A 12,355-nucleotide genomic window follows, 5' to 3' on the forward strand; every position below is an offset into this window, starting at 1 on the left:
CCTCGCCCGCCCCGTTCCCTGCCGGCGGAGGTTGCCGCCATGGTGTTGAGCCCCAAGCTGGAATTCCGCCAGAGCCAGTCCCTGGTGATGACGCCGCAGCTGATGCAGGCCATCAAGCTGCTGCAGCTCTCCAACATGGAGCTGGTCGCCTACGTGGAGGCGGAGCTGGAGCGCAATCCGCTGCTGGAGCGCATCACCGAGGGCGATGGCGCGGCCGATGCCGCCAGCGGCGAGACCCCGTCCGAGACCGCCCAGCGGGACGAAGCCCCCGCCCCCGAGCCCGAGGCCGCCGTTTCCGGCGACTGGATGGAAGGCAACATGGAGCCCAGCCGGGCGGCCATGGAAACCCGCCTCGATACCGATCTCGGCAACGTCTTCCCGGACGACGCCCCCGCCGACCGCGGCGCCTCCGGCGGCGGCTCCACCGGCCAGAGCCCCTCCACCGGCGAATGGGGCGGCGGCGAGCGCGGCGAGGACTACAATCCGGAAGCCTTCCTCACCGCCGAGATGACGCTGGCCGACCACCTGGAAGCGCAGCTTGCGGTGGCGGTGAGCGATCCGGCGCGGCGGCTCATCGGCGTCAACGTCATCGGCCTCATCGACGAGACCGGCTATTTCACCGGCGACCTCGACCAGCTGGCCGAACAGCTCGGCGTGTCGCGCGCCGATGTGGAGGCCATGCTGAAGCTGGTCCAGACCTTCGAGCCGTCGGGCGTGGGCGCGCGGAACCTCGCCGAATGCCTCGCCATCCAGCTCCGGGAGCGCGACCGCTTCGACCCCGCCATGCAGGCGCTGGTGGCCAACCTGGAACTGCTGGCCCGGCACGACCGCAATGCGCTCAAGCGCGTCTGCGCCGTGGACAACGAGGACCTGGCGGACATGATCGGCGAGATCCGCCGGCTTGATCCCAAGCCCGGCCTCGCCTTCGGCACCGGCGTGGTGCATCCGCTGGTGCCGGATGTCTATGTGCGGGCGGGCAAGGACGGCGTCTGGCTGGTGGAGCTGAATTCCGAGACCCTGCCGCGGGTGCTGGTGAACCAGACCTATCACGCCACCGTGGCCAAGGTGGCGCGCTCGGCCGAGGACAAGAGCTTCCTCGCCGAATGCCTGCAGAGCGCCAGCTGGCTGACGCGCTCCCTCGACCAGCGGGCACGCACCATCCTGAAGGTGGCGAGCGAGATCGTGCGCCAGCAGGACGCCTTCCTGCTGCACGGCGTGCGCTATCTGCGGCCGTTGAACCTGCGCACGGTTGCGGATGCCATCGGCATGCACGAATCCACCGTGTCGCGGGTGACCTCCAACAAATACATCTCCACCCCGCGCGGGGTGGTGGAGATGAAATTCTTCTTCTCCTCCGCCATTTCCGCCTCGGGCGGCGGCGAGGCCCATTCGGCCGAGGCGGTGCGCCACCGCATCAAGCTGCTGATCGAAGCAGAGAGCGCGGACGACGTGCTCTCCGACGACACATTGGTGCAGAAGCTGAAGGAAGCCGGCATCGACATCGCCCGGCGCACCGTGGCCAAGTATCGGGAGGGCATGAACATCCCGTCCTCGGTCCAGCGCCGCCGCGAGAAGATCGCCCTGCGCAGCGAGGCCAGCTGAAAGGACGCCAGGGGGTCCGCAGACCCCCTGGCGAAAAGGGGTCCGCAGACCCCCCGGCGAAACCGGGAGACATCCCGGTCCGACCCTCACCCCTTGGGGAGGAGAGCGCACACCCCCCCGTCGAGAGGCTTCAGGCGAGGCTGAGCTTCACGTCGATATTGTTGCGGGTGGCGTTGGAATAGGGGCACACCTGATGCGCCTTGGCGATCAGCTCCTCGCCCGCCGCGCGGTCGACGCCCGGCAAGGACACCTCAAGCGCGATCTCCAGGCCGAAGCCGCCTTCCGAGCGCGGGCCGATGCCCACGGTGGAGGTGACGGTGGCGTCCGCCGGCACCTTGGCGCTGCCGCCCTGGGAGGCCACGAACTTCATGGCGCCAAGGAAGCAGGCCGCGTAGCCAGTGGCGAACAGCTGCTCGGGATTGACCCCGGGACCGCCGGCGCCGCCCAGCTCCTTGGGGGTGGCAAGCGTCACGTCCACCGCCCCGTCGAGGGTGGCAGAATGGCCGTCGCGGCCGCCGGTGGCGCGGGCGGAGGTGCTGTAGAGAACATTCACGGGCATGGGACTGCTCCTTCTGAGAGGTCGTGCCGATATTTAGTCGACACGATTAATTCGTGTACGATATTTATAGCCATGCCGAACCGGAGCGTCAAGCGGTTGCGATTATATCGTGCACGAATTATATTCTGACCAAAGACCTAAGGTCACTGCCATGCCCCACGACACCGCCAACAGAACCGCCAAGCCAACCGTGAATCCGCCCCCGGACAACGTGCCCGGCCCCGCGCTGGTGCCGGTGGACGACCTGCTGTGCTTTTCCGTCTATGCGGCAAGCCACGCCTTCACCCGCGTGTACAAGCCGCTGCTGGACGCCATCGGCCTGACCTATCCGCAATATCTGGTCATGGTCGCGCTCTGGGAGAAGGACGACCAGACGGTGGGCGGCATCGGCGAGAAACTGGCCCTGGAATCCAGCACCCTGACCCCGCTGCTGAAGCGATTGGAAGCCCTCGGCCTCGTCTCCCGCAGCCGTGACCCGGCGGACGAACGGGTGGTGCGGGTGCGCCTGACGGATCAGGGTCAAGCGCTGCGGGCGCAGGCGCGGAAGATCCCCGAATGCATCCTGGCCGCCACCGGCCTTGATCTGGCCGACGCGGTGCGGCTTCAGAAGGACGTCACCGCCCTGCGCGATGCCCTGTTGAAGGCGGCCCCCCGCAAGCCTTGAAAACACCCGGCCTGCCCATTCGCCCGATGAGGCTTCAACCGGCTTTCGGTATACGGTAGACCAGAGGCTAGGAAGCTCACCCGAACGCGATTCACCGCACCGGCAGGATCAACCGGTGCGGCTCCGTCTCCAGGGCCTGGTCATGCTCGATTCCAATCTCGTTGGACATATCGCCTTTACCCCCACCCCGCCGGTGCTGCCGCCGCTGCCGGCCGGCCGGCACGATCTGGGCATCGCATCCGACCGCGACGCCGTGCTGGTGGTGCCGGAGGGGATGGCATCCGGCGCGCCGGTGCCGCTGATGGTGCTGTTCCACGGCGGCGGCGGCAGCGCCGACAAGATCCTGCCTATGATGGAGGCCCACGCGGCGCGCCATGGCTTCCTGCTGCTGGTGCCGCAATCGGCCTTCCCCACCTGGGACATCGTCATCGCCGGCAACGGGCCGGATCGCGAGCGCGTCGAGGCGGCGCTCGCCGCCGTGGCCGCGCGCTTTGCCGTCGATCCCGGACGCATCGCCTTTGCCGGCCACTCCGACGGCGGCAGCTATGCCCTGTCCCTTGGCCTCACCAACGGGCATTTCGTGACCCACGTCATCGCCTCGTCGGCCGGCTTCATGTCGGTGCACCGGCAGCAGGGCGCGCCGCGCGTCTTCATCTCCCACGGGGTCCATGACGAGCAGATCCCCATCGCGCGCAGCGCGCGGGTCCACGCCGCCTTGCTCAAGGACGCCGGCTACGACGTGACCACCATGGAATACAACGGCCCCCACGCCTGGCAGCCGCCGGTGGTGGCGCTGGCGGTGGATTTCTTCCTGTCGCCGGGCCGCGACGCGAAACCACCGGGAAACCCCGCGCTGGACAAGGCCGGCGGCGAGTGATGAGTTGGCTTCAATGAAAACAAGAGAACGGGCAGGCTTCTGAGCGGGCCGCCGGACGGGAGACATGCTTCGGGCCTCGGTCGTCATCTTCGCAGCGCTGGCCTATATCGGCTTCCTGTTCGCCATCGCGAGCTATGGCGACCGGCTGCGGCCGAAGGCGGCGCGGCGCGCCCCGCGGCCCATGATCTATTCCCTGTCGCTGGCGGTCTATTGCACCTCCTGGACCTTCTTCGGCTCGGTGGGCCTCGCCACCACCCAGGGCTTTGACTTCCTCTCCATCTATGTCGGCCCCATCATCCTGATGACCGTGGGCGCCCCCGTCTTCATGCGGGTGGTGCGGCTGGCCAAAGCCAACAACATCACCTCCATCGCCGACTTCATCGCCGCCCGCTACGGCAAGAACCAGGGCATCGCGGCGCTGGTGGCGCTGGTCGCCATCGTCGGCGCCATTCCCTACATCTCGCTGCAGCTGAAGGCGGTTTCGGCCTCCCTCGTGGCCATGCTCGGCCATTTCGCCGGGGAGCACGGGCGCGGCACCGTGGTCGGCGACCTCGCCCTGTTCGTGGCCTGCGCCATGGCCGCCTTCGCCATCCTGTTCGGCACCCGCCACACCGACGCCACCGAGCACCAGGACGGCCTGATGCTCGCCATCGCCACCGAATCCCTGGTCAAGCTCGCGGCCTTCCTCGCCGTGGGCATCGTGGTCACCTTCCTGATCTTCGATGGGCCGGCGCAGCTGTGGTACGCGGCGCGCGAAGCCAGCGTCACCGCGCCGTTCGAGCACGGCTTCCCGCTCGGCAACTGGCTGACCATGATGGTGCTCTCCGGCGGCGCCTTCATGCTGCTGCCGCGCCAGTTCCACGTGGCGGTGGTGGAGAACAAGGGCGAGGACGAGATCCGCCGGGCGCGCTGGCTGTTCCCGCTCTACCTGGTGCTCATCAACCTGTTCGTGGTGCCCCTGGCCCTCGCCGGCATGACCCTGTTCCCGCTCCAGATGGTGGACAGCGACGTCTATGTGGTGGCGGTGCCGCTGGCCGCCGGCTTCGACGCCATCGCCCTGCTCGCCTTCGTGGGCGGGCTTTCGGCGGCCACCGCCATGGTGATCGTGGAATCGGTGGCCATCGCCATCATGGTCTCCAACGACCTGGTGATGCCCCTGCTGCTGCGCCACCGCGCCGCCAAGGCGGACGGCGGCCCGCCCGACGACATGACCAGCCTGCTGCTGTTGGTGCGGCGGGTGGCCATCTTCGTCATCGTGCTGGCCGCCTATCTCTACCACCGCATCACCGGCGACGCGCAGCTGGCCCAGATCGGCCTCCTGTCCTTTGCCGCCATCGCCCAGGTGGGCCCGGCCTTTGCCGCCGGCATCCTGTGGCAGCGGGCGACCGCCACCGGCGCCATCGCCGCCATCCTCAGCGGCAGCGCGCTGTGGATCTATACGCTGCTGCTGCCGAGCCTCGCCGAGGCCGGCCTGATCTCCTCGGCCATCGTGCAGAACGGGCCGTTCGGGCTGTGGCTGCTGAAGCCCACCGCGCTGCTCGGCCTCTCCGCCAGCCCGCTGGCCCACGGGGTGGCCTGGAGCCTCGGCATCAACACGCTGGTGCTGGTGGTGGTGTCCTTCCTCACCCAGCCGAGCCAGATCGAGCGGGTGCAGGCGCGCCTGTTCGCCGGCGGCGGCGACCGCGGGCAGATGCGCCCGGCCTTCCTGCGCTGGCGCTCATCGGTGACGCTGGGTGAGGTGATGGCGACGGTGGAGCGCTATCTGGGCACCGAGCGGGCCCGCGCCGCCTTCGAGAATTACGCCCGCCAGCACGGCTTCATCCTCGATTCCCACCGGGAGGCGGACGCCGGCATGGTGCGCTATGCCGAGCACCTGCTGGCCTCGGCGGTGGGCGCGGCGTCCTCGCGCATCGTGCTCTCGCTGCTGCTGCGCAAGCGCACCGTGTCCACCAAGGCGGCCCTGAAACTGCTCGACGACGCCTCCGCCGCCATCCAGTACAATCGCGAGCTGCTGCAGAGCGCCATCGACCATGTGCGCCAGGGCATCGCCGTGTTCGACCGCGACCTGCGGCTGGTATGCTGGAACCGCCAATTCGGCCAGATGCTGGACCTGCCCGCGGAATGCTACGCCGTCGGCGTACTGCTCACCGACATTCTGGCTTCCGCCCCCGCCGACGACGAAGTTAAGGGTGTGGGCGCGCGCATCGCCCGCTATGCCCATCCCTGCCCCGACTTCTCCGAGCGCCTGCACCAGCGCGGCGCGGTGATCGAGGCCCGCTCCGACGCCATGCCCGACGGCGGCATCGCCGTCACCTTTACCGACATTACCGCGAGCGTGGAGGCCGCCCTGGCCCTGGAGCGGGCCAACGAGACCCTCGAGCGCCGCGTGCGCGAGCGCACCGAGGAACTGGAACGCCTCAACCAGGCGCTGGAGAAGGCCAAGGGCGAGGCCGAGGAGGCCAACGTCTCCAAGACGCGCTTCCTCGCCGCCGCCAGCCACGACATCCTCCAGCCGCTCAACGCCGCCCGGCTCTACGTGACCGCCATGGTGGAGCGCGCCAAGGGGCAGGAGGAGGAGCGGCTCGCCGGCAACGTGGACGCCTCGCTGGAATCGGTGGAGGAGATCCTCTCCGCCCTGCTCGACATCTCCCGCCTCGACTCGGGCGTGATGCGGCCGGAAATCGCGCCTTTCCGCATCGCCGACGTGCTGAAGCCGCTGGAGATGGAGTTCGCCCCGCTGGCGCGGGAGAAGAACCTCGACCTCACCTTCGTGCCGTGCTCGCTCGCCGTGCGATCGGACCGGCGGCTGCTGCGACGCCTGTTGCAGAACTTCATTTCCAACGCGGTGAAATACACCCCCCACGGGCGCGTGCTGGTGGGCTGCCGCCGCCATGCCGGCCGGTTGCGCGTGGAGGTGCACGACACCGGGGTCGGCATCCCGCGCTCCAAGCACAAGGTGGTGTTCCAGGAGTTCCAGCGGCTCGACCAGGGCGCGAAGGTGGCGCGCGGCCTCGGCCTCGGCCTGTCCATCGTCGAGCGCATCGCCCGCGTGCTGGAGCACAAGGTGCAGGTGACCTCCCAGCCCAACAAGGGCTCCACCTTCAGCGTGGACCTGCCCATCGCCGTGTCCATGCCCGAGGAGCCCCAGGCGACCCCCGCGCCCGCCCGCCGCGGCGCCCAGCTGGACGGCCTCACCATCCTCGCCATCGACAATGAGCCGGCCATCCTCGAAGGCATGGAACTGCTGCTCACCGGCTGGGGCTGCGAGGTCATCACCGCATCGAGCGCCGCCGGCGCCCTGGAGGCGGTGCGGCTGACGCGCAAGACGCCGGATGTGGCCTTGGTGGACTATCACCTCGACGACGGCCACGGCATCGACGCCGTCATGTCGCTGAGGTGGAAACTGGGGAAACTGCCGGCCGTGCTCATCACCGCCGACCGCACCAAGAAAGTGCGCGACGCGGCCCGCGCGGCCGACATGGAAATCCTCAACAAGCCGTTGAAACCGGCGGCGCTGCGGGCCCTGCTCGCCCACTGGCGGCTGGCCCGCTCGGCCGCCGAATAGGCCCTTTCGCGCCCTCCGCGCGCGGCCATTTTGCAACAGGCCCGAACCGTCCGGGTTAAGCCCCCGTTCATCCGCATGAACGCCCAATAAACGCCGCCTTCAGCCAGCGTTATGTGGCCGTGCCATAGAAGCACGCCCTCGGGGCATGGAAATGTTACTATTCTGTTAAAGTTTGTAACTGATCCATGCTGACTTGAACGCGCGATATACTTTTGGAGCGTGGCTATGACGATCACGATTAACGTCCCCGTCTTCCCGCTGCGGAAAGAAATTGCCGCTCGCAAGCGGCGCATGGGTCTTTCCCTCGGCCTGCTGGGTCGTGGCGCCAAAGGCGGCACCAAGGGGACGGGCGCCGGGCCGGACGCGCGCTATACCGCCGACGGGCTGGAATTCGACGTGAGCGGCATCGGCAAGCCCGGACGGCGCGGCGAGGGCTGAGGGGGAATGATACGCGTGGATGGCCGGGACGCGCCCGGCCATGACGCAGTGATCCAGGGAAGCCAGGGAAGCCAGTGAAGCCGCCCACATTCTCCCGGGCGAGCGGGATCCGGTTATCGACCCTTCGTCCATCTCCCCGTCATTTCCCCATCCTTGCGTGCCTTCACTGTCGCATTGGGCCGCGGCTCTGATATATGCGCGTCACATAATCGAGCCACCGAGGCCCCCATGGCGAACGTCACTGCTTTTCCGGACAAGGCCACCATCGCCGAGCAGACCGCGCGGATGCTGCTGGAGGTGGAGGCGGTGCGCTTTTCCTCCGGCGAGCCGTTCATCTTCACCTCCGGCTGGGCGAGCCCGGTCTATATCGACTGCCGGCGGCTCATCTCCTTCCCCCGGGTGCGCCAGACGCTGGTGGATTTCGGCATCTCCACCATCTTCCGCGAGATCGGCTACGAGCAGTTCGACACCGTGGCCGGCGGCGAGACGGCGGGCATCCCGTTCGCCGCCTGGGTGGCGGACCGGCTGATGCTGCCCATGCAGTATGTGCGCAAGAAGCCCAAGGGCTTCGGCCGCAACGCCCAGATCGAGGGGCACCTGGCCCCCGGCCAGCGGGTGCTGCTGGTGGAGGACCTCACCACCGACGGCAAGAGCAAGGTGACCTTCGTCAACGCCCTGCGCGAGGCCGGCGCCGAGTGCTCCCACTGCTTCGTGTTCTTCTATTACGACATCTTCGCCGAGGCCGCGGGCATCTTCGATCAGGCCGGGCTCAGCCTGCACCGCCTCGCCACCTGGTGGGACGTGCTGGCGGCGGTGAAGACCATGAACCGGTTTGAATCCGCCCAGATCGCCGAGATCGAATCCTTCCTCCACGATCCGCACTCCTGGTCGAAGGCCCACGGCGGCACCGCCGTCACCGGCGAGTGACGCATTAAATGGACCTCTACGGCGTCCTCAGGCCCCTGTTCCGGTTCATGACGCCGGAGCAGGCGCACCACCTGTCCATCCGCGCGCTGAAGAGCGGCCTCGTGCCGGACCTGTCGGGAGGACCCGACGATCCGGTGCTGGCGACGCGGGTGTGGGGGCTCGATTTCCCCAATCCCGTGGGCCTCGCGGCCGGCTTCGACAAGCATTGCGAAGTGGCGGACGCGTTGTTCAAGCTCGGCTTCGGCTTTGTGGAGGCGGGCACGGTGACGCCGCGCCCGCAGCCCGGCAATCCCCTGCCCCGCCTGTTCCGGCTCGACGAGGACGAGGCGGTCATCAACCGCTTCGGCTTCAACAGCGAGGGTCTCGCCCCCTTCATCTTCCGCCTGGGCCAGCGCCGGGCGGGGGGCAAGCGCGGCATCGTCGGGGCCAATGTGGGGAAGAACAAGGAGAGCGAGGACGCGGTGGAGGATTACGCCGCCGGCGTCTCGGCCACCTGCCGCCTCGCCGACTACCTCGTGTGCAACATCTCCTCGCCCAACACGCCGGGCCTGCGGGCGCTCCAGGCCCGGGCCGAGATGGAGACCCTGCTCGCCCACGTCATCGGCGTGCGCAACGCCTCCATGCCCGATCCCGCCGCGCGCACTCCCCTTTTGGTGAAGGTGGCGCCCGACCTCGACGACGCGGCCCTCGCCGACGTGGCGGAGGCGGCCCTCGCCGCCGGGGTGGACGGCATCATCATGGGCAACACCACTTTGTCGCGCCCGCCCAGCCTGCAAAGCCGGTTCAAGGACGAGACCGGCGGCCTCTCCGGCAAGCCGCTCAAGGCCCTGTCGACCGAGCGGCTCGGCGCGCTCTACCGCCTCTTGGGGGGCCGGCTGCCCCTCATCGGCGTGGGCGGCATCAGTTCCGGGGCGGACGCCTATGCCAAGGTCCGCGCCGGGGCGAGCCTGGTGCAGGTCTATTCCGCCCTGGTGTTCCACGGCCCCGGCCTGGTGGGCCGGATCAAGACGGATCTGGCCGCCCGCCTGAAGGCGGACGGCTTCGCCTCCATCGCCGACGCGGTGGGCGTGGACGTGCGCTGAGGTCCCCGGCGGCTTTTGGGGCGGGCGTCTCAGGCCGCGCGTTTGGCGAGCAGGTCGCGGATCTCGGAAAGCAGCACCTCGGAGCGGGTCGGCGCCGGCTTGTTCTCCTCCGCCCGGCGCAGGGTGTTGATGGTCCGCACCACCAGGAACATCACCGCCGCCACAATCAGGAAGTTGATGGCGATGGTGATGAATGAACCATACGCTATTACCGCCCCCTGCTTCTTGGCGTCCACCAGGTTGTCGGCCGTGACCGCGGACGACAAGGCAATGAAGTGGTTGGAGAAATCGAGGCCGCCGGTGACCGCGCCGATGACCGGCATGAAGATATCGCCGACGAGGGAGGCCACGATGTTGCCGAAGGCGGCGCCGATGATCACGCCGATGGCGAGGTCCATCACATTGCCCTTGACCGCGAATTCCCTGAACTCCTTCAACACCGCCATGACCGTCTCCCGAGCGTTTGCGATCGCACCCTTGCGCCCAAATCTTGGCTCCGAAAGGCGCCAAGCAGGATGCAGGTGGGCAACGCACCCGGGGCGGGGCAGGTTCACGCCGACCGCCGGATTCCCCTTTGCACGCATGCGCAACCGCTGCCAGCCAGGCGGATCACGCGGTTGCGGCGCCGTTGGGCACGGCGTGACGCTTTCATGACTTTGAGTGCGCCCGTCCCTATGTTAGGGAGTGCCCGCCGCCGATGACGGGGGCGGGCCTTCCGGCTCTTTCGGCAACACCCCCACGGGGCCCCTCTCGGGTCAACCCCTTCCGGGCAGAATGGCGACACGCTTGAGAATGGCGGACCGGCAAACCAGCTTCGCATATGAAGATCTCCTCGCCTGCGGACGTGGCGAGCTGTTCGGCCCCGGGAACGCGCAATTGCCGCTGCCGCCCATGCTGATGTTCGACCGCATCGTCGAGATTTCCGAGACCGGCGGGGAACATGGCAAGGGCTTCATGCGCGCCGAGCTCGACGTGAACCCGGACCTGTGGTTCTTCAGCTGCCACTTCAAGGGCGATCCGGTGATGCCCGGCTGCCTCGGCCTCGATGCCATGTGGCAACTGGTCGGCTTCTATCTCGGCTGGCTGGGCTCCACCGGCCGCGGCCGGGCGCTGGGTCTCGGCGAACTCAAGTTTTCCGGCCAGGTCCTGCCGGGCGTGAAAAAGGTGGTCTACGGCATCGAGTTCAAGCGGGTGATGCGCTCCAAGCTGGTGCTCGGCATCGCCGACGGCTGGCTGTCGGCCGACGATGCCATCATCTATCGCGCGAAGGATCTGAAGGTGGGCCTGTTCCAGGCCGATGCGGCACCCGCCGCGGGACCTGTGGGCACCTGACAGGGCTTCGCCACGATCCGCGGCCATACTGCTGCTTTCCAATGGGGATTTGACATGCGGCGCGTCGTCGTCACCGGGATGGGCATCGTCTCGTCCATCGGCAACTCCACGCAAGAGGTGCTCGCCAGCCTGCGCGAGGCCAAGAGCGGCATCTCCTTTGCCGAGGACTACGCGAAAATCGGCTTCCGCTCCCAGGTCCACGGCGCACCGACGCTGAACGCCGAGGAGGTGGTGGACCGCCGCGCCATGCGCTTCCACGGCGGCGGCACCGCCTGGAACCACGTGGCCATGGACCAGGCCATCCGCGATTCAGGCCTTGAGCCGTCCGAGGTCTCCAACGAACGCACCGGCATCGTCATGGGCTCCGGCGGCCCGTCCACCCGCGCCATCGTGGACGCCGCCGACATCACCCGCGAGAAGGGCCCCAAGCGCGTCGGGCCGTTCGCCGTGCCCAAGGCGATGAGTTCCACCGCCTCCGCGACCCTGTCCACCTGGTTCAAGATCAAGGGCCTCAGCTATTCCATATCGGCGGCCTGCGCGACCACCAACATCTGCATCGGCAACGCCTACGAGCTGATCCAGTACGGCAAGCAGGACATTATCTTCGCCGGCGGCTGCGAGGACCTGCACTGGACCCTTTCGGTGCTGTTCGACGGCATGGGCGCCATGTCGTCCAATTTCAACGACCGGCCCCAGGTGGCGTCTCGCGCCTATGACAAGAACCGCGACGGCTTCGTCATCTCCGGCGGCGCCGGAGTGCTGGTGCTGGAAGAGCTGGAGCACGCCAAGGCACGCGGCGCCCGCATCTATGCGGAGATCGCCGGCTATGGCGCCACCTCCGACGGGGTGGACATGGTGGCGCCCTCGGGCGAGGGCGCGGAGCGGGCCATGAAGCTCGCGCTGTCCCAGATCAAGGCGCCCATCGACTACATCAACCCGCACGCCACCTCGACCCCCATCGGCGACCTGAAGGAGATCGAGGCGATCCGCGCCGTGTTCGGCAGCGCGTGCCCGCCCATCTCCGCCACCAAGTCGCTGACCGGCCATTCGCAGGGCGCGACCGGCGTGCACGAGGCGATCTATTCCATCCTGATGATGCAGAACGGCTTCATCTGCGAGAGCGCCAACATCGAGGAGATGGATCCGGCGTTCGCGGACATGCCCATCGTGCAGCAGCGCGTCGACAACGTGTCGCTCGGACATATCCTGTCCAACGGCTTCGGCTTCGGCGGGACCAACGCCTCGCTCGTCATCAAGCACGTGGATGCGTGAGCGTACGGCGGCCCTTCGTCAGGGTCGGTCATGAAAG

Annotated in this window: 11 protein-coding genes; 9 read left to right on the plus strand and 2 right to left on the minus strand. The window is 68.0% G+C overall.

The window, feature by feature from the left end; translation table 11 throughout:
* Window positions 1-39: 39 nt before the first annotated feature.
* A complete protein-coding gene (rpoN, locus tag V5F48_RS13210; RefSeq protein WP_394111108.1) occupies window positions 40-1,602 on the plus strand; it encodes an RNA polymerase factor sigma-54 in 1,563 nt (520 codons plus the stop codon).
* A gap of 130 nt (window positions 1,603-1,732) precedes the next feature.
* Here the strand turns inward: rpoN and V5F48_RS13215 are convergent, their stop codons facing one another.
* Window positions 1,733-2,161 carry an organic hydroperoxide resistance protein gene (locus V5F48_RS13215; protein WP_394111109.1) on the minus strand — a complete coding sequence of 143 codons (429 nt, stop codon included), beginning with the start codon at window positions 2,159-2,161 and terminating at the stop codon, window positions 1,733-1,735.
* A gap of 151 nt (window positions 2,162-2,312) precedes the next feature.
* On the opposite strand from V5F48_RS13215, the gene V5F48_RS13220 reads away from it, so the two are divergent.
* The 6 genes from V5F48_RS13220 to V5F48_RS13245 all read left to right on the plus strand — a co-directional run bounded on the left by V5F48_RS13220 (window position 2,313) and on the right by V5F48_RS13245 (window position 9,714).
* The gene (locus tag V5F48_RS13220; RefSeq protein ID WP_394259100.1) at window positions 2,313-2,825 is read left to right on the plus strand and encodes a MarR family winged helix-turn-helix transcriptional regulator; all 513 of its coding nucleotides are present in this window, start codon (window positions 2,313-2,315) and stop codon (window positions 2,823-2,825) included.
* 142 nt (window positions 2,826-2,967) lie between these two features.
* Entirely contained in the window at window positions 2,968-3,702 is a 735-nt protein-coding gene (locus V5F48_RS13225; protein ID WP_394259193.1) for an alpha/beta hydrolase, read from the plus strand.
* A gap of 64 nt (window positions 3,703-3,766) precedes the next feature.
* Window positions 3,767-7,267: a PAS domain-containing hybrid sensor histidine kinase/response regulator gene (locus V5F48_RS13230; protein ID WP_394259101.1), complete on the plus strand. Its 3,501-nt coding sequence runs from the start codon at window positions 3,767-3,769 to the stop codon at window positions 7,265-7,267.
* A gap of 225 nt (window positions 7,268-7,492) precedes the next feature.
* A complete protein-coding gene (locus V5F48_RS13235) occupies window positions 7,493-7,705 on the plus strand; it encodes a hypothetical protein (RefSeq protein WP_394259102.1) in 213 nt (70 codons plus the stop codon).
* Window positions 7,706-7,933: 228 nt separating this feature from the next.
* A complete protein-coding gene (locus tag V5F48_RS13240) occupies window positions 7,934-8,632 on the plus strand; it encodes an orotate phosphoribosyltransferase (RefSeq protein ID WP_394109119.1) in 699 nt (232 codons plus the stop codon).
* An 8-nt stretch (window positions 8,633-8,640) separates the two neighbouring features.
* Window positions 8,641-9,714 carry a quinone-dependent dihydroorotate dehydrogenase gene (locus V5F48_RS13245; RefSeq protein ID WP_394259103.1) on the plus strand — a complete coding sequence of 358 codons (1,074 nt, stop codon included), beginning with the start codon at window positions 8,641-8,643 and terminating at the stop codon, window positions 9,712-9,714.
* A gap of 29 nt (window positions 9,715-9,743) precedes the next feature.
* On the opposite strand, the gene mscL is transcribed toward V5F48_RS13245, so the two are convergent.
* Window positions 9,744-10,154: a large conductance mechanosensitive channel protein MscL gene (gene mscL, locus V5F48_RS13250; RefSeq protein WP_394259194.1), complete on the minus strand. Its 411-nt coding sequence runs from the start codon at window positions 10,152-10,154 to the stop codon at window positions 9,744-9,746.
* Window positions 10,155-10,506: 352 nt separating this feature from the next.
* Here mscL and fabA point away from each other — a divergent pair, with 352 nt between their 5' ends.
* Window positions 10,507-11,046 carry a 3-hydroxyacyl-[acyl-carrier-protein] dehydratase FabA gene (fabA, locus tag V5F48_RS13255; protein ID WP_394109121.1) on the plus strand — a complete coding sequence of 180 codons (540 nt, stop codon included), beginning with the start codon at window positions 10,507-10,509 and terminating at the stop codon, window positions 11,044-11,046.
* Between the two features lie 54 nt (window positions 11,047-11,100).
* Window positions 11,101-12,318, plus strand: coding sequence for a beta-ketoacyl-ACP synthase I (gene fabB, locus V5F48_RS13260; RefSeq protein WP_394109122.1), 1,218 nt, complete (start codon window positions 11,101-11,103; stop codon window positions 12,316-12,318).
* Window positions 12,319-12,355 lie beyond the last annotated feature (37 nt).

This window comes from Xanthobacter autotrophicus ATCC 700552 (assembly GCF_043194565.1).
Taxonomy (GTDB): Bacteria; Pseudomonadota; Alphaproteobacteria; order Rhizobiales; family Xanthobacteraceae; genus Xanthobacter; species Xanthobacter autotrophicus_F.